20 protein-coding genes are annotated in these 18119 nt (G+C 36.4%); 13 read left to right on the top strand and 7 right to left on the bottom strand.

What is annotated here, in order from left to right:
• Window positions 1-20 precede the first annotated feature (20 nt).
• A complete protein-coding gene (locus MKY29_RS18670) occupies window positions 21-524 on the bottom strand; it encodes a hypothetical protein (protein ID WP_090568886.1) in 504 nt (167 codons plus the stop codon).
• A 142-nt stretch (window positions 525-666) separates the two neighbouring features.
• On the opposite strand from MKY29_RS18670, the gene purU reads away from it, so the two are divergent.
• Window positions 667-1575, top strand: coding sequence for a formyltetrahydrofolate deformylase (gene purU, locus MKY29_RS18665; protein WP_090568888.1), 909 nt, complete (start codon window positions 667-669; stop codon window positions 1573-1575).
• A gap of 633 nt (window positions 1576-2208) precedes the next feature.
• Here the strand turns inward: purU and MKY29_RS18660 are convergent.
• Window positions 2209-3255 carry an acyltransferase family protein gene (locus MKY29_RS18660; RefSeq protein WP_090568891.1) on the bottom strand — a complete coding sequence of 349 codons (1047 nt, stop codon included), beginning with the start codon at window positions 3253-3255 and terminating at the stop codon, window positions 2209-2211.
• Between the two features lie 111 nt (window positions 3256-3366).
• Between MKY29_RS18660 and MKY29_RS18655 the strand changes: the two genes are divergently transcribed.
• From MKY29_RS18655 to MKY29_RS18615, 9 genes are all read left to right on the top strand, one after another.
• Window positions 3367-3978 (top strand): SGNH/GDSL hydrolase family protein, encoded by a 612-nt coding sequence (locus MKY29_RS18655; protein WP_090568894.1) that lies wholly within the window; start codon window positions 3367-3369, stop codon window positions 3976-3978.
• 60 nt (window positions 3979-4038) lie between these two features.
• The gene (locus MKY29_RS18650; protein WP_241600054.1) at window positions 4039-4449 is read left to right on the top strand and encodes a YugN family protein; all 411 of its coding nucleotides are present in this window, start codon (window positions 4039-4041) and stop codon (window positions 4447-4449) included.
• 398 nt (window positions 4450-4847) lie between these two features.
• Complete coding sequence (tsaE, locus tag MKY29_RS18645; protein WP_241600053.1) at window positions 4848-5300, top strand: tRNA (adenosine(37)-N6)-threonylcarbamoyltransferase complex ATPase subunit type 1 TsaE; 453 nt, start codon at window positions 4848-4850, stop codon at window positions 5298-5300.
• Window positions 5297-5983 (top strand): tRNA (adenosine(37)-N6)-threonylcarbamoyltransferase complex dimerization subunit type 1 TsaB, encoded by a 687-nt coding sequence (gene tsaB / locus MKY29_RS18640; protein WP_093495941.1) that lies wholly within the window; start codon window positions 5297-5299, stop codon window positions 5981-5983. The genes tsaE and tsaB overlap by 4 nt, the downstream gene beginning before the upstream one ends.
• The gene (gene rimI / locus MKY29_RS18635; RefSeq protein ID WP_340880526.1) at window positions 5973-6428 is read left to right on the top strand and encodes a ribosomal protein S18-alanine N-acetyltransferase; all 456 of its coding nucleotides are present in this window, start codon (window positions 5973-5975) and stop codon (window positions 6426-6428) included. Before tsaB ends, rimI begins: the two co-directional genes overlap by 11 nt.
• Window positions 6425-7444 (top strand): tRNA (adenosine(37)-N6)-threonylcarbamoyltransferase complex transferase subunit TsaD, encoded by a 1020-nt coding sequence (gene tsaD / locus MKY29_RS18630; protein ID WP_241600051.1) that lies wholly within the window; start codon window positions 6425-6427, stop codon window positions 7442-7444. The genes rimI and tsaD overlap by 4 nt, the downstream gene beginning before the upstream one ends.
• 550 nt (window positions 7445-7994) lie before the next feature.
• Complete coding sequence (locus MKY29_RS18625) at window positions 7995-8480, top strand: DinB family protein (protein WP_340880525.1); 486 nt, start codon at window positions 7995-7997, stop codon at window positions 8478-8480.
• On the top strand, window positions 8481-8756 hold the full coding sequence (locus MKY29_RS18620) for a hypothetical protein (RefSeq protein ID WP_340880524.1): 276 nt from the start codon (window positions 8481-8483) through the stop codon (window positions 8754-8756).
• 140 nt (window positions 8757-8896) lie between these two features.
• Complete coding sequence (locus MKY29_RS18615) at window positions 8897-9976, top strand: serine hydrolase domain-containing protein (RefSeq protein WP_340880523.1); 1080 nt, start codon at window positions 8897-8899, stop codon at window positions 9974-9976.
• Window positions 9977-10033: 57 nt separating this feature from the next.
• Here the strand turns inward: MKY29_RS18615 and MKY29_RS18610 are convergent, their stop codons facing one another.
• Window positions 10034-11965, bottom strand: coding sequence for an ABC-F family ATP-binding cassette domain-containing protein (locus MKY29_RS18610; RefSeq protein WP_340880522.1), 1932 nt, complete (start codon window positions 11963-11965; stop codon window positions 10034-10036).
• A 130-nt stretch (window positions 11966-12095) separates the two neighbouring features.
• On the opposite strand from MKY29_RS18610, the gene MKY29_RS18605 reads away from it, so the two are divergent.
• Window positions 12096-12737: a redox-sensing transcriptional repressor Rex gene (locus tag MKY29_RS18605; RefSeq protein ID WP_093495947.1), complete on the top strand. Its 642-nt coding sequence runs from the start codon at window positions 12096-12098 to the stop codon at window positions 12735-12737.
• A 45-nt stretch (window positions 12738-12782) separates the two neighbouring features.
• On the opposite strand, the gene MKY29_RS18600 is transcribed toward MKY29_RS18605, so the two are convergent.
• The gene (locus MKY29_RS18600; protein WP_340880521.1) at window positions 12783-13520 is read right to left on the bottom strand and encodes a CPBP family intramembrane glutamic endopeptidase; all 738 of its coding nucleotides are present in this window, start codon (window positions 13518-13520) and stop codon (window positions 12783-12785) included.
• Between the two features lie 187 nt (window positions 13521-13707).
• On the opposite strand from MKY29_RS18600, the gene groES reads away from it, so the two are divergent.
• Entirely contained in the window at window positions 13708-13992 is a 285-nt protein-coding gene (groES, locus tag MKY29_RS18595; protein WP_090568929.1) for a co-chaperone GroES, read from the top strand.
• A gap of 38 nt (window positions 13993-14030) precedes the next feature.
• Window positions 14031-15665: a chaperonin GroEL gene (gene groL, locus MKY29_RS18590; RefSeq protein ID WP_090568932.1), complete on the top strand. Its 1635-nt coding sequence runs from the start codon at window positions 14031-14033 to the stop codon at window positions 15663-15665.
• 84 nt (window positions 15666-15749) lie between these two features.
• Here the strand turns inward: groL and MKY29_RS18585 are convergent, their stop codons facing one another.
• From MKY29_RS18585 to MKY29_RS18575, 3 genes are all read right to left on the bottom strand, one after another.
• Window positions 15750-16937, bottom strand: coding sequence for a site-specific integrase (locus MKY29_RS18585; RefSeq protein ID WP_340844911.1), 1188 nt, complete (start codon window positions 16935-16937; stop codon window positions 15750-15752).
• Window positions 16938-17104: 167 nt separating this feature from the next.
• Window positions 17105-17692, bottom strand: a complete 588-nt coding sequence (locus MKY29_RS18580; protein ID WP_340844910.1) for an ImmA/IrrE family metallo-endopeptidase — start codon at window positions 17690-17692, stop codon at window positions 17105-17107.
• The gene (locus MKY29_RS18575) at window positions 17673-18113 is read right to left on the bottom strand and encodes a helix-turn-helix domain-containing protein (RefSeq protein WP_340844909.1); all 441 of its coding nucleotides are present in this window, start codon (window positions 18111-18113) and stop codon (window positions 17673-17675) included. Before MKY29_RS18575 ends, MKY29_RS18580 begins: the two co-directional genes overlap by 20 nt.
• Window positions 18114-18119 lie beyond the last annotated feature (6 nt).

Raw genomic sequence — 18119 nt, 5'->3', positions numbered from 1 at the left:
CAACTATTGTGAGAGAGCTTTTATTTGTTTTTTAGTTCTTCTGCCAATTTAGAACTACGAAATCTTCTATGACGTTTTAATTCTTCTATTACTTCTCGTGGTTGATAAGAAAGTCGAACATGATAATAATTGATATACTCTACTAGGGCGAAAAGATAAAGAAAAAGAAGCCAATAGAATACGTTTGAAAAATAGAATAATTGATAGAGTAGAATAACGAATCCCACACCGAGCAAGAGTATGTTCAGCTTCTTGAATGCCGTGAAAAATTTAAGTTTATTTTTTGGCAAAAAAGAGAAATTCCTACGCTTAGCTTGTCGCCATTTCAAAAACCAATAATAACTCCCTTGTAATAAAAGAAATTCCAATAAGAAAAAAGCGAACAAAGTGTCTAAAGAAGTTAAATATGGTTTTGTCCATTCATAAGTATTTAAATACATTATCCACACCGTCGCAAAAGCTATTGTTGCAGCCAATTCTCCTGTAAATAATTTAAATAGTTTTGTAGTTAGTTTCTGATACATTTATTCACCCCATTCGAACCAAAATAAAAGTCTAGAATCCATAATACGACACTTTAGTTATTTAATCTGCTAAAGGGTTGAGAAGATGTGCAGAATGTTGCATAATAAGAAAATTAATATTTAAATAATGGGAGCTGTTTATATGTCAATCAACACACAAGCAAAAAGTAATTCGCAACAGCAAAACACCTATTTAGAAAACCGTGGACGTCTGCTAGTAAAATGTCCAGATAAGCCAGGAATCGTCTCTGTATTATCTACATTTTTACATACACATAATTCAAATATTATTGAATCTAACCAGTATTCAAGTAATCCAGAGAATGGTACATTTTTCATACGAATTGCGTATCATTGTGACACACTGCTTGAAACAGCATCTAAAATGGAAAAGGATTTCGAACAAATTGCTGCAGCGCATAATATGGAATATAGCTTTAACTATTTGCACGAACGTAAACGTTCTGCAATTTTTGTTTCCAAGGAACCACATTGTTTAATGGAGCTTTTGTGGGAATGGCAAAACGGAGATTTAGATACCGATATTGTCGTAGTCATCAGTAATCATGAAGACGCACGACCATTTGTCGAAGCTTTAGGTATTCCATATTATTATATACCAGCAAACAAAGAAATTCGAAAACAAGTGGAAGCAGAACAAATTCGGTTAATGGAGCAATATAACGTAGACTTACTAATTTTGGCTCGCTATATGCAAATACTAACGCCAGAGTTTGTAGGGTATTTTGAAAATCGTATTATTAATATCCACCATTCATTCCTGCCGGCATTTATCGGTGCTGGTCCATACGAGCGTGCTTACGAACGTGGAGTAAAACTAATCGGTGCTACTTCTCATTATGTAACAAATAATTTGGATGAAGGTCCTATTATAGAACAAGACGTGGAACGGGTAGACCATCGTGATGACGTAGTTGAGTTAAAGAAGATTGGCCGTACTATCGAACGACGAGTATTAGCGAAAGCTGTGAAATGGCATTTAGAAAATCGTATAATCGTGGAAGGTAATAAGACGATTGTGTTCCACTAATAAATATTATAAAGAGTTACTTCGCCACTTTTGACGTCTAAGAGGATATTAATGCTTTTGTACTGAAAGGAAAGTCGAAATAAGGAAATATTGACCAGGTATGAGTTGAATAGGATATCTATTCTGTATATAATGAACATAGACTAGAGAGACTGGATACGCGAATATCCAGTCAGCAATTACGACCGCAGAAAGAGCGGTTGGTCCAAGGTCAAAATAACCGTCAAACCTTTAGCTCAGGGGACGGTTATTTCTTTTTTACAAAGAAAATGATTATGGTCACTACTATGGAAAAGGTTGCTATCAGTACAGCGCTTAGCTGGATCAACAAACTCATCATCTGGTATGTTGTCATGGCAACACCTCCTAACGAGAAAAGTGACCAACCGCCCACCCTGCTATGTAATTGCCCACTTATTATAACATAAAATCGAACTAATGTTCTATTTTAGTGAATTCAAAACTAAATAATGTTGAAAAGCCCGACAGATCAACGTTTGTACTCTGTTAGGGCTTGTTTTTGTATTAGCGGCAGCATGACTTTCCTTCGAGGTTCGCTGTAGCGATGGCCGAATGGTTCAACTAAAAAACAGCGAGGATAAAATAATCCCCACTGTTTGAAGTTGCATGTTTTTAGATTTGAATTAGTTTCTGCGCTCGAATATCTCCTAAGAAGAACTTTCCATATGGAATCATTTTTTGAATGGCGATGGATGCTACTATTGGGGTGATTATCCCTAGTGTAGTAAAGCCAATAATGCCATATTGGAAATAATTATTCAGGATGATATCCGTAAAAATATGCAAATACATTATAGAAATCGAGTGTTTTTCAATTTTCGCCAACCAATCTAGCGATAGAATAGCGGTAACTCTTTGAAACAGACCAAGAATAACGACTATAAACGCAATAGGAATGACTAAGTCCAGCAGTAGATGTTCGTATCGCAGGAATTTCATACTTAGGTGATAGTCGATATAGCCAAGTTTGTCTGTTATTATCGCAGTGATTGCAATGACCAAAGCTCCTATCAACCAAGATTTCGTAATGTTCATCCAAATTGATTTGGCATAATAGCCAAGAGCAAAATAGACGATTGCCATTAGAACGACGTCTAGGTTCCAAAGCATAGGAATTGTTTGTGAAGCTTCGTCTGGAGCGCCGTTAATATATTGCATAGCGAAAATACTCTCTAGATGAGCAACGATATAAAAAACAATGAGTAGTACAATTTGCTTGACTCGACTTAAATACTTTGTCATCATCATGAATAACAAATACGTAAAGAAAAGTGTCGTTACAAACCAGAAAACTCCATAAGCACCACGTGCAAAACGGCCCGCAATAACTAACTTCCATAAATCTTGCAAGTACCAGGATAAGTCAAAGTTACCTCCAGCAAGCTCCATTCCATATCGAACAGTTGTAATAGCTAATAAGAAAAACAAGTAAGGAACTATTAGCTGTAGGAATCTCTTTTTTATAGAGACTCTTGTGTCTTGATCTTCTTTTAATTCTTTAAAAAATAATCCACTTAATAAGAAAAAAGCTGGCATATGAAACCAGTATATATATGTGATGAACGGAAAATCTAATTCACCTGGATAATGTCCGATGACAACTAAAATCATTAAGAATCCTTTTGTTACATCGACCCATGTTAAACGTTTGTTAGCCATAAAACTTCCTCCAAAACATTAATTTCTATGTTTGTTTATCCGTTTTTGGGTAATTATAAACGTATAGTGTGTTTCAATTATATTACATATTGTTAAAAGGAGTTTTGTTATATGTTGGAAATAATTTGTTTTGGGGACAGTATCACTGCTAGAAAAGAGGGCAATCCATCACCCATTTTAACTCATAAATTGACGTCAAAAATGCCTAATTATGAATTTATTAATGCCGGAGTATCTGGAAATACAACGGAGCAAGCAATGTTCCGTTTCAATAAAGATGTGTTATCTAAGCGCCCTGATGCGGTGACTGTACTTTTTGGAGCGAATGACTCAGCGACACATAAGTTTGTAGATTTAGAAACGTTTAAGCGTAATATTTCTTTATTTGCAAAGCAGGTGGGTCCTGAAAAGACAATATTGATCAGCCCTGCTCCTGTGGATGAGTCTCTTCAGCCGAATAGGACGAATGAACGTATGGAGCAATATGCACAGGCTGTTCAGGAGGTTGCCGAAGAAACGGGTAGTTATTTTATCGATTTCTTTCATATTTTTTATTCCAAACCAAACTACAGGGATCTATTAGTAGGGGAGAAGAATGATGGTCTGCATTTTGGTGAAGCTGGCTATGAATTGCTTTCTGATTTAATAGTGCAAAAAGTGGAGGAAATGGAGATTGAGGATGGTTTCTTTAAAAAACTAGTAGACAGATTAATGAGAGGCTAGTATTTTTAAGACGATTCTTGGAGATGATAGGATGAAGATTCGAACGAGGAGTGGATTATTTTGCTGCAATTACAAACGGAGTTGGAAGGAAAAGAAATTGGTTTCGGTGATTTAAGAAGTAGAATAGATAGCCTAGGCTACACGATTGGCGGAAATTGGGATTACCATAAAGGTAGTTTTGACAATGTATTATGGAGAGATGAAGCGGAAACAATATACTTGCGACTTCCATTCGAAGTGGTGGAGGGAGAGCTAGACAATTACGATGCCCAAATTAAGTTCCAAACCCCTTATGTCATCAAGCATGTAGTTAATATAGGTTTAGACGAGGATGAAAATTCTTTGCTAACATCGACAGGCTTCAATCAATTCCAAAATCCAGTTGATAAGGACGGTCAAATTGCCAACAAAAATAAATGGACAGTAGCTGGTGAGCAAGCAGTTGAGAAAATCGTACGGTTAGTCCAATAAAAAAGAGATCATTTCGTAGTGGATGCGAAGTGATCTTTTTTAATAGATAGCGTATATAAGAATGTCCTGTGAACACTGGGTTTGTGGTATTTTTTCAAAATGAATATTACGACTGATTTCCGTTTTATGAAGTGAAATAGCGAACGAAATTGTATCTTGAGTTTCCTTTATCAATAGGAAAGTAGCTTTTCTCTAGTTATCCAAAAACGTACTTACCTGTTTCTAAAAGTTGTAGGAGGGTGTGGACACTGGGCTCAGAGGATCAGGCTTCTCTTTTTATCCGGTTTTTCTTGCCCTCTAAGCCCTCTAAGCTACCCTAAAGACCCCACACTTACAATATTCGATATATTTCATTATAATAGAAGCATTAGAGATGTAACTGGAAAGGAAAGCGACCGATGAAATATGAACGAATGATTAATTCGGAGCAAGAAACAAAGGCACTCGCTGAGCAATTGGCAGTCCAATTACATGCCGGTGATGTACTGACGCTAGAAGGCGACTTAGGAGCAGGTAAAACGACATTCACAAAAAGTGTGGCGAAGGGTTTAGGAATTACACGAAACGTAAATAGCCCAACATTTACTATATTAAAGCAATATGAGGGCAGGCTGCCGTTAAATCATTTAGATGTCTACCGACTTGCGGATAGTGATGAGGATTTAGGCTGGGACGAGCTGTTTTACGGCGATGCGGTAAGCATCATTGAGTGGGCACATTTGATAGAAGAGGATTTGCCAGCAGAACGACTGGCGATTCAGATTCTTCGTCTAGATGAGAATGCCAGAAAATTTACGTTTATGCCCTATGGCAAACGATATGAACAATTATGTGAGGAGCTTTTTGAATGATTTGGTTAGGAATAGATACATCAAATACACCTCTTGCGATAGCTATTGTAAAGGATGAACAAGTACTTGCTTCGTTTCAGTCATCAATGAAAATTACGCACTCGATTGGCACGATGCCAGCTATTGAAGAATTAATGGAAAAAGCAAATATTAAGCCAAATGAAATAGAAGCGATTGCTGTAGCGAAAGGACCGGGTTCCTATACAGGAGTTCGTATTGGAGTAACGATTGGAAAAACACTCGCTTGGACACTAAAAGTGCCAATATATTCGGTGTCAAGCTTACATGTACTTGCTGAGAATGCTCCGTATTTCCAAGGTGTTGTTTGTTCCATTATGGACGCACGTCGTAGTAATGTATTTGCTGGAATTTATGCAAACGGGGAAGTAGTAAAGGAAGCACATATATCCTTAGTTGATTTACTAACAACTCTAGATAATATGGAACAGCAAGTGTTATTTGTCGGCATGGACGTTTCGATTCACTGGGAGCAAATAAAAGAAGTACTTGGAGATAAGGTTCAGCGGGCTAATGCCGCTTTCGATTTACCAAATGCAGCTGTATTAATAGAAATGGCGAAAAAAATGGAGCCTTCCGAAGTACATACAGTTGTGCCTGAGTATTTGCGTATTACCGAAGCAGAGGCAAACTGGATGAAAGAGCAGAAGAAAAATGGAAACTAATATAATGTATCGAAAAATGACTTTAGATGATATAGATCAAGTACTGTTGATCGAACAGGAGGCATTCGACACACCTTGGACGAGGGAAGCCTTTGAGCACGAAATGACGACAAATTTGTATTCACATTATCTTGTTGCTGAAACAGAAGCAAAAGATATAATCGGGTACTGTGGCATGTGGGTAGTGATGGATGAAAGTCATATTACTAATGTGGCAGTAGCTGAACGTATGCGTGGAAACAAAATTGGCGAAGGATTGATGCGGGAGGCTATCCGTGTAGTAACAGAGCAAAATGTAGTACTCATGACACTTGAAGTTAGAGTATCAAATGATGTGGCGAAAAACTTATATTATAAACTTAACTTCCAAGACGGAGGCATACGGAAAAATTATTATTCAGACACCGGAGAGGATGCACTTGTGATGTGGGTGGAATTTAAATGAGAAAAGACCAATATATATTAGGAATTGAAACGAGCTGTGATGAAACAGCAGCATCGATTGTAAAAAATGGGCATGAGATTATATCCAATGTAGTAGCATCACAAATCGAAAGCCATAAACGATTTGGTGGAGTAGTACCAGAAGTCGCATCGAGACACCATGTGGAGCAGATTACGATTGTTATCGAAGAAGCATTAAAACAAGCGGATATGACACCACAGGATTTAGATGCAGTTGCAGTTACAGAAGGCCCAGGGTTAGTCGGAGCACTTCTGATAGGTATAAATGCTGCGAAAGCATTCGCTTTTGCAAATGGGCTTCCACTAGTTGGAGTCCACCACATCGCGGGGCATATTTACGCTAATGCACTAGTACAGAAGATGGAATTCCCACTTTTGGCATTAGTTGTTTCTGGAGGTCATACGGAGCTTGTATTGATGAAGGAAGATGGACAGTTCGAGTTAATCGGTGAGACTAGGGATGACGCTGCAGGTGAAGCGTACGACAAAGTAGCTCGAGTATTGAATCTTCCATATCCAGGAGGTCCACATATCGATAAACTTGCTAACGAAAGTGATGAAGCATTGCAATTTCCTAGAGCATGGCTAGAGGAAGGGTCATATGATTTTAGCTTCAGTGGATTAAAATCTGCAGTTATCAATTATCAGCATAACGCCGAGCAACGTGGAGAAGAGATAAATCCGAACCACCTAGCGGCAGGATTCCAGCAAAGTGTAGTGGAAGTGTTAACGACAAAAACTATACGTGCAGCACGTGAATTTAAAGTGAAGCAAGTTATTGCTGCCGGTGGAGTTGCTGCAAATAAAGGACTTCGTAATTCACTAGAGGAAGCTTTTACAAAAGAGAATATACCTTTTTATGTACCACCCATCAAGCTATGTACAGACAATGCTGCCATGATTGCTGCCGCTGGAAATTCTAAGTATTCAGCAGGACATTTAAGTGATATGTCGATGAATGGTAGACCAGGTCTAGAATTAAATAGTTGGAATTAAGAAAAACAAATGCGCCTATTTTAGTACCGAGATTCTGAAACGAGTCAAAGCCTATTCGCTTGTAGTCTAGACTCTAAACAACTAAATGAAATACTCAAATCCTCTTTTCTTCGACAAGAAAAGAGGATTTTTTATCATGGAATTTAGAAGTTGTCAATAGAGAACATTCGTACTTATGCACATTTTGTGGATAACATGTGCGTAACTTAGACGCAAACTATATATAGTATGATTGTTATACACATCAATGTGGACAACTTATTTTTAAAATTGTGGACAATGTGGATAAACCTGTTGATAGATTGATATAACTAGTTTTTCTTTGTGAATAAATATGTGGAGAAAAGTTATTATAAAATAGTACTTGACCAACATATATGTATACTATTCGACACTGCAACAATTATAAGATTAAAACATAAGAAGGATTATCGCTGAAATTGTAGAATTCTAGTAATAGGTGGAAAGTATCAGAATAGGTTGTAAGGTTTCATTCTGGCCAATAAAAATAAGATAGAATATTATTACTCAATTTTAGGGAGGAAACTTAGTGAAGATGTTTTTTCAGTATAATTGGTTGGTTAGGGAAGACTGGTATCTATGGTGTGAGAGATTAAGTGAAGAAGAACTGTTATGCAAACGCACAGGTGGAGTAGGAAGCATTTTAGAAACATTATTTCATATAGTAGATGTGGAATGGAGTTGGATTCGTGTTTTACAGGATCAGCCTGATTTTCAGGAGAGTTTTGAAAATTATAGTACTATGGAGAAAGTAAGGCAATTAGACGCAAAATTTCGATTGGAAGTCGAAGCCTTTGTAAACAACTGGAATGATAGCATGGAAAGTCGCATACTTTACGATACGTTGCCAGATGGAAGAATTGAACGGGATACTTGGGGTGAAGTTATTCGACATGTAATTGCTCATGAGATACACCATATCGGACAATTATCTATTTGGGCAAGAGAATTAGGAAAAAAACCGATATCTGCTAATGTAATTGGACGTGGACTTGCTGATTCAGCAAAAGAATAAATGATTCACAAGACAAACGGAGTTGTAATTTACCGCACATCTTCGATGAAGTTTTATCTTTATCGGAGGCATCTGATTACCTTAAAAATAAGTGAAAAATCTATTGAGGCAATTATAAGTCAGGATAAAATACAATTGAATAATTATGGTTCATTTTTAGGTATGATGTTCCCTTATTCAAAAGTATATGAGGAGGTTATCTTTTCAAAAAAGTCCTTAGATGCTTGGGTAAATGAGACAACAAAAAATAGGAACGAGTTTTCTAAAGATAATTAGGAAGAATCAGTTAGGTTCTATACACATATTTTGAGATTCAAAGGATTAGGTCATTTTTAGAAAAGGTAAAAGAGTGCAACAGCTAAAATATTTTTCTAACAGCTTATTTCAAATGTTGTAAAACGATGGAGGACATAATGTTGAATACGACAAGTATAGAGGCCGTAAAGAGGCATTTGGATAAATACTTTAATAAAATTCATCAAAAAAATACTCAATCAAGCATCCAAATTCTGATTGATAGTAAAAAGTTAGATTTTCAGTATAACTATTCATCAGAAGATTCAAACCAACCTTTCCATATTGCAAGTATTGGTAAAATGTTTACTGCTACTCTAATAATGATTTTAATAGACAGAAATAGTTTATCCTTACACGATCCGATATCAAATTATTTTACAAATATAGAACTTGAAAATCTCTTTATATTTAAGGATAAAGATTATATGAAAGAAGTTACCGTAGAACAATTATTAGCGCATACTTCAGGAATCGGTGATTATTTCGAAGATCCAGTAAATTTAGGTAGTCCGATGTCTAAATTGATCGTTTCCGAATCTGAAAAGAAATGGACTCCTTATGAATTAGTTGAATTCACACGGAAAAGGCAAAAAGCTGCAGGGATACCTGGGAAGGTCTTTCATTACTCAGATACTGGTTATATTTTACTTGGTTTAATCATTGAAAAAGTTTCAGGAAAACCATTTCATGAGAATCTACATGATGAAATCTTTACCCCACTTGGAATGCAGGACTCTTATATGCTGTTCTATTCGGAACCTAAAAATCCCCTACAAAAATTTCAAAAGATTTGGCTTAACGGCACAGATGTAACAGACTTTCAAAGTCTAAGTGTGGACTGGTCGGGAGGTGGAATAATATCTACTCCAAATGATCTTCTTTCTTTTAATAGAGCTTTTAGAGAAGGAAGATTATTTCATGAAGAAAAAATACAGTTTATGGAAAAATTCAAACATAAATTCAGAACTGGTATTCACTATGGAACAGGGCTAATGGAAATCCGATTTGAAGAGTTCTTTTTTCTATTGAAAGGGTTACCAAGAGTAAGAGGGCATATTGGAGTTCTTTCAACTCATTTGTTTTATGACCCATCTACTGAGACCCATATTATTATGAATTTTGGATCGAGTAAACTAATGGTTCAAAGTTTCAAGGCATTAATTGAAATTATTAGACAACTAAAAAGAGTAAAATCATAAGCAATTAGAAAAGGTAGTGAAGCCAAAAAAACGAATTGGTTTCACTACCTTTTTTCTTTATGGGGCTATTTCTTCTAATTGTTCCTGTAATTCTAACCATTCATTTGATAGGTCATCTTGTTTTTCCTTCAACTGATCTAGTTCACGCTGTAATTGTTGGACAGCTTCGTGGTCTTGGAAGATTTCAGGGTCACATAACTTTTCTTCGATAATAACAATTTCCGCATCAACAGTTGGAATCTGACTTTCCAATTCCTCTAGCTGGCGTCGAAGCTGACGTTCTTTTTTCTTTGCTTCTTTATCAATTGTGGATGTGTTCACTTTTGTAATTACTGTATTTTCAACTACTGCATTTTCTAAAGCAAGCTCTTCCATTTCTTCTTTTTTCTCTAGGTAATAGTCATAGTCTCCAAGGAATAGAGTTGCATCTTCGCTTGCTAACTCAATAACCTTTGTTGCAATTCGGTTAATAAAATATCGGTCATGGGATACGAATATGATAGTCCCGGGGAAGTCGAGTAATGCATTTTCGAGAACTTCTTTACTGTCTAAGTCTAGATGGTTGGTAGGCTCATCGAGTACGAGGGTGTTCGCTTTTAAAAGCATTAGCTTTGCAAGAGCGAGTCTTGCCTTTTCACCACCGGATAGTGTAGATACCGTTTTTTGTACATCATCTCCTGAAAACAAGAAACGACCTAATACAGTGCGGACATCTCGTTCATTCATTAACGGCCATTCATCCCATAGTTCTTGTAAAGCTGTTTTGTTGCCAGTTAATGCTGCTTGTTCTTGATCATAGTATCCAAATTGGACATTCGTACCATACTGGATTTTCCCATCAGCGGCATTTAATTGTTTCATAATTGTTTTTAGTAAAGTTGATTTGCCCACTCCGTTTGGTCCAACGAGTGCAATGCGGTCTTGCTTGTACACAGAGAAGGAAATATTCGATGAAACAGTTTTGTTTGGATAGCCAACTGCAATTTGCTCCAGACGAAGTACGTCATTGCCACTTGGTCGATCGATAGTAAATCCGAAAGAAGCAGATTTTTCATCACCATCTGGGGATTCCATCCAATCTGTTTTCTCAATAACTTTACGTCTAGATTGAGCCATTTTAGTTGTAGAGGCACGGGCAAGATTTTTACTGACAAAATCCTCGAGCTTTGCTTTTTCCTCTTGCTGTTTTTCATACTTCTTTCTATCTAACTCATAGTTTTTTGCTTTTTGCGTTAAGTACGAACTGTAGTTGCCAACGTATCTTACTACATTATGCCGAGATACTTCGTAAACAAAGTTGACTACTTGGTCTAAAAAGTAACGGTCATGTGAGACGATAAGAACTGCACCGCTATAATTTTTCAGGTAGTTTTCTAAAAAGCTTAGCGTTTGAATGTCCAAATGGTTGGTAGGCTCATCGAGGATTAGTAAGTCTGGCTTACTTAGAAGCATTTTTGCAAGTGCTAGCCTCGTTTTTTGTCCTCCTGACAATGCTTGGACAGGCTTATCATAATCATCTGGGAAAAACTGCATGCCGTGTAATATAGAGCGTATATCTGATTCGAAGCGATAGCCACCTGCCTCATTAAAGGCTAACTGTAATTCATCGTACGTTGCTGCCACTCTTGCATAAGCTTCAGTATCTTCATATATAGTAGGGTCTGCCATTTGTGATTCTAGGGAACGAAGCTCTTTTTCAGAGTTAATGAGATGACTAAATATTGTCTTCATTTCCTCCCAGATTGTCAATTTAGATTCGAGACCTGCATGCTGTTCTAAATAGCCAAGACGAATATTTTTTGGCATAATTATTTCGCCTGAATCATACGACATTTCACCTGCTATTATTTTAAGTAGTGTAGATTTTCCGGCACCGTTTCTACCAACAAGGGCAACCCGGTCTCGATCCTGAACCTCTAGCTTTACGTTAGTTAATATATCTTCACCGTTAAAGGATTTTGTTATTTGATTGACTTGTAAAACAATCACAATTATTCGCACCTCAATTCTATCCTTAGTGTAATAGATAGGGCTTGTCGTTGCAACGCTCTAGGTTTACAATGGTAGAAATGTCTAGTAAGATAATAACGATTTGTTTGACTAAACTAGGAGGATTTTTATGAAGCCAGAAATACCGAGAATTCCTCAAGCAACTACGAAAAGACTTCCATTATATTATAGATTTTTACAAAGCTTTCATAATGCTGGGCACAAACGAGTTTCTTCGCAGGAATTGAGTGAAGCGATGAAAATCGATTCCGCAACAATTAGGAGAGATTTCTCTCATTTTGGTGCGCTTGGAAAAAAGGGTTACGGTTATGACGTTCCGACTTTACTTGAGTTTTTCCGTAAAACACTCGATCAGGATGAGGCTGCGAATGTTGCGCTCATTGGAGTTGGAAGTTTGGGAACTGCTTTTCTAAAGTATAATTTCCAAAAAAACCATAATACAAAAATTGTCGTGGCATTCGATACAAAGGCTCCGGTAGAAGGAACGACCATAAGTGATATTCCTGTGTATCATTCGAGTGTTATGCTTGAAAAGCTAGAGGAATATGGAATTGAACTGGTCATTTTTACTTTGCCAAGTCGGTCTGCACAGCAAGTAGCCGATCAATTAGAAGCTTCTTCTATTAAAGGGATATTAAACTTTACACCAATACGTTTACAAACAACCGATGCTATCCGTGTACATACCATCGATCTTTCTGTAGAATTACAGACTCTTATTTATTTAATAAGAAATGAACTGACTGAATAACAAAAAAAGCCTTTGACCATAATGCTAACAGGTCAAAGGCTTTTATTAATGAAAAAATAGGAACTGCATATTTGAATATTGTTTAAGAAACTGTTGAATTTCCTCACCGTAAAATTGAACTAGCACAACAAATCCATTTAATAACATATGGGAGATAATTGATGCGATAATTCGCTTTGTCTTGTAATAGATAAATGCGAATATAAATCCGGAAACCGCATATAGTAGTATGTGCGTAAAGTCAAAGTGAATAATTCCAAACACAATTGCACTTACAGAAGCGGCTACAAAGAAATTCGTTTTTGGCAACAGAGTTCCGAAAATGATTCTTCGGAATATCAGCTCCTCTAATATAGGGGCAAAAATGACAATTGAAAAAATAGCTAATGGTACGGTATGGGCAATTTCTATAAACTGAGTTGTATTTTCTGATCCAGGATCCACACCAAATTTAAGCTCGATGCTTGCTGCAATACCCTGTCCTACAAATACTAGAAAGAAACCAGCAATTCCCCAACCGATCGTTTGGAGGGTTGGGCTTGGCTTACTATTTAGTGGCTTCAAGTAAGTCTTGTCTTTACGGATGACTAGCAGGGTGATCAATGTAGCGATTCCCATGCTAAGAAATACCCACCAACCAGAAATGAAAAGTGCTGGATTTTCCACTCCTTTAGCTTCTAATAGGGTATAAAGCTCTGGTAGGAACGGGACAAGTATACCTGAAGATAGTTGCATTATACAGTAAACGATTAAAATGTATATACCAGTTTTTTGTTGTTTCATAAACAGTTTTATTCCTCTCTATATGTACCTTCTTTTCTTATTGTATCGGAAATAGAAAATAAAAGAAAAAGATAGCTTCTTACTTGCAAAATGTTCTGTGATTAATTATTATTATAAGTGTGTTAGCACTCAAAGAGTAAGAGTGCTAATAATATTACATTTTACTATTTTAGGGAGGTAGTTTCACTTGTTAAGACCATTAGGTGATCGTATCGTAATCGAATTAATCGAAGCTGAGGAAAAAACAGCATCTGGCATCGTACTTCCAGACTCTGCTAAAGAAAAACCGCAAGAAGGAAATGTTGTTGCTACAGGGACTGGACGAGTACTTGAAAACGGCACTCGCGTTGAACTTGACGTAAAAGAGGGAGACCGCATCATCTTCTCTAAATATTCAGGCACAGAAGTGAAATATGAAAACAACGATTATTTAATTTTACGCGAAAGCGATGTTCTAGCTATTATTGGCTAATAAAACTTAGGAAAATATATTCAGGAGGTAACTAACACATGGCTAAAGAAATTAAATTCAGTGAAGACGCACGTAGCGCAATGTTACGTGGAGTAGATAAACTTGCAGATGCTGTTAAAGTAACACTTGGACCAAAAGGACGTAACGTAGTTCTTGAGAAAAAATTTGGTTCACCACTTATTACTAATGATGGTGTAACGATTGCAAAAGATATCGAATTGGAAGATGCATTTGAAAATATGGGTGCTAAATTAGTGGCAGAGGTTGCTTCTAAAACAAACGATATAGCTGGTGACGGTACAACAACTGCTACTGTATTAGCGCAATCGATGATCCGTGAAGGGTTGAAAAACGTAACAGCTGGTGCTAACCCAGTAGGAATCCGTAAAGGTATTGACCTTGCAGTTGCTGCTGCAGTTACAGAGTTAAAAGCAATTTCTAAACAAATCGAAGGTAAAGAGTCTATTGCTCAGGTTGCAGCTATTTCTTCAGGAGATTCTGAAGTAGGTGAACTAATTGCTGAAGCAATGGAGCGCGTTGGTAACGACGGTGTCATTACAATTGAAGAATCTAAAGGGTTCACTACTGAACTTGACGTGGTAGAAGGTATGCAGTTCGATCGTGGATATGCATCTCCTTATATGGTAACAGATTCGGATAAAATGGAAGCTATTTTAGACAATCCATATATTTTAATAACAGATAAAAAAATCACAAGCATACAAGAAATTCTTCCTGTGCTTGAGCAAGTAGTACAACAAGGCAAACCACTTTTACTAATCTCTGAGGACGTAGAAGGGGAAGCTCTAGCTACTCTAGTATTAAACAAATTACGTGGAACTTTCAATGCTGTAGCTGTTAAAGCGCCAGGATTTGGTGACCGTCGTAAAGCGATGTTAGAAGATATCGCAGTTCTTACTGGAGCTGAAGTAATCACAGAAGATTTAGGTTTAGACTTAAAATCTGCTAACATTACTCAATTAGGTCGCGCTTCTAAAGTTGTTGTATCTAAAGATAATACTACAATCGTAGAGGGTAACGGAGAGTCTGATCGCATCGCTGGTCGTGTAACACAAATCCGTTCTCAATTAGAAGACACTACATCTGAATTCGACAAAGAAAAACTACAAGAACGCCTAGCTAAATTAGCTGGTGGTGTAGCTGTAGTTAAAGTCGGAGCAGCAACAGAAACAGAACTAAAAGAACGCAAGCTTCGTATTGAAGATGCTCTTAATGCTACTCGCGCAGCAGTTGAAGAAGGTATCGTAGCTGGTGGTGGTACTGCACTAGTAAACGTATATAACAAAGTTGCCGAATTAGCAGAAACAAAAGAAGGCGACGTAGCTACGGGTCTGAAAATTGTACTTCGTGCATTAGAAGAACCAGTTCGTCAAATCGCTAACAATGCAGGTCTTGAAGGATCTATCGTTGTAGATCGTTTAAAACGTGAAGAAGTCGGTATCGGATTCAATGCTGCAACTGGCGAATGGGTGAATATGATCGAAGCAGGTATTGTTGATCCAACTAAAGTAACTCGTTCAGCACTTCAAAACGCTGCATCTGTAGCAGCATTATTCTTAACTACAGAAGCAGTAGTAGCAGACATTCCAGAACCAGCAGGAGCTGGCGGTATGGGTATGCCTGATATGGGCGGAATGGGCGGCATGATGTAATTTAATAAAAATACCCTTTGATACCATTGGTGTTAAAGGGTATTTTTTTATTTTCGATGCCTAAATGATGCCTTAAATATAAATTTATAAACTTCTCATAAGTTTTCCGAACTTTTGAGAAGCTTCTTTTTTTCTATCTTTTGTAATGTGAAGGTAGACTTGGGTCGTTGTTTCATCATCTGTATGACCAAGACGATCCATTATTTGAGTTAATTCAACTCCAGCCTCGGCCAGTAACGATGTATGGGTATGTCTCAGTGAATGTGGTGTTAAATGCTTTTTATTATCAATTTTTTTTAATATAGAAGCCATTCTATTTTCAACAGTCTTGATGAAATGTGGATATCCATAGTAAGGTGGGAATAAACGAACAAAGATAAAATCATCATCAAAATATTCTTTCCCAACTACTAATTTCACTTCTTTCTGTTTAATACGGTGTTTCTTTAAAGCTATAATTATCTCATCTTCAACATCAATTTTACGAATAGATCCGTCAGTTTTTGGAGGGAGAAGAGTGAATTTTTTTGTGTTGTTATTGGGATTATAATATGTTTTTGTTATGTTAATTGTTTGTTCATTGAAGTCAATGTCTCTCCACTTTAAAGCTAGTAATTCACCAACTCTTAGTCCAGTCCATGCTAAAGTTAAAAATATTACGTAATCATCTGAATCTGCATTTTTTTCTGCAGTATCTAAAAATAATTTAAGTTCATGCTTCTCTAAAAATTTTTCTTCAACATTTGTATTCTCAATATCTTCAACAGTTTTTTTGTCTTTTGGTATATATGCATATTCGGTTGGATCTTGTGATAAAATATCTTGCTCCATAGCACGTTTAAATATCATTCTTGCAGTACCATGTATTCCAGATATAGTGTTGTGTGCTAACCCGTCATTTTTAAGTGTAGTTAATAAGTTTTGATACATTTTTTTGGTTACATCTCGTAATTTTACATAAGCAAAATACTTTTTTAGATGACCAATTTCATGCTTTCTTACTCGTATAGTGCTTATTTTTACACTTGATTGACTATATACCTCTAACCATTCGTCAGCCATATCTGCAAAAGATATTTGATTCTTTAAGTCAATCTTCCACTTACCTAACTGGTATTCAACTTCTTGTGCAGCCTTCTTTGCCTCTTTTTCCTTTATAAACCCTCTTTTTACAATCCGACTACGTTTTCCTGTGGATGGATCAATACCATTTTCAATAGTATACATCCATCTATCGCCTTTTTGAGTTTGATACTTTTGTATCGATGCCATGACAAGACCCCCTATGTTTTGATTATGATTCTATGTATTTTATTGTTCTTCATTGATTCACCTTTAAAAGAAGTGCAAACATAAGTTCTTTTTATAACTACAAAAAATTCGCCAACAGAAAGGCGACTTTTAAAAACAAAATAATAAAATATAAAAGTTATGTATTGTTACTCCAACCATTCAATAGCTCCTAATTTTCCTCTAATAGAGAATAAAGCATCAACATTTCTATTTAATAATAATTCGATACGATATTTCGCAAATTCTTCTGATACTACGAAGTAGTCGGCTATCTCGTAGATTAATACGGTTTGTTCAGCAGCTAAGTCAAAAACATCTTGGATATATCTAAGAGGCATTAATAAATATGCAGACATCCGTTTTGCCTGATTTTCTAATTTGTTTATTACATGAGTATCTAATGTCAGTTGCGATGAATGATGAGCATATATGTGGCAAAACTCTTCTGCAAGTAACAACTTCCTCTCAATCGCATCTAATCCAGGTTTTAGAAATATTATTCCTCTCCTATCCCTTTCGCTTGGAATGGCGAATGATTTCAAAGAATCAATTTCATCTCTTTCTAAATACGGTTCAGCAAAATATATATCTAACGGTTTAATTTTTATACCATATCTCCAACAAATATCTTCTATATCGATTTCATCAGGACCATCCATTTGAAAATTGGAAAGAACCTTTTCTGCACGTTCTTCCCAATAGTCCGAACTACAATCAATCTTTAAGGTCGCCAAATCCATCACCTAATTCTTCATCGTCTTCTAATAGTAACTTTTTCATTTTGTGAAGTTTAACAATTTCTCTTACTTTTTTTTCTGGATCAACAGATAGTTCATTAAATAGAACAGGGTGTTTTTTGATTTCTTGAAGTAATAAATAGTCAGCATCTGTAAAATTCTTTAATGGGCTGTTTTTTAATACAGGTATGTCGTATGAGGAACTTGGTTCTTGAATTGTACTTGTTCTACCTAACAAATAATCCGTACTAACTTCGAAAAAGTTAGCTATAGATTGTAAAGTATCAAAGTCAGGTTGGCGATTGCCTTGTTCATAAGCACCATATGTTGCCCTTGCAACACCAACATGTTTGGCGACATCAGCTTGATAGAGTCCTTTACTTTTTCTCAATTCAATTAGTCTCTTATTGAATTCCACGATTTG

Source organism: Psychrobacillus sp. FSL K6-2365 (assembly GCF_038003165.1).
Taxonomy (GTDB): domain Bacteria; phylum Bacillota; class Bacilli; order Bacillales_A; family Planococcaceae; genus Psychrobacillus; species Psychrobacillus psychrodurans.
Note: the sequence above shows the minus strand (reverse complement) of the source record. Positions and strands in the feature narration are given on the sequence as shown.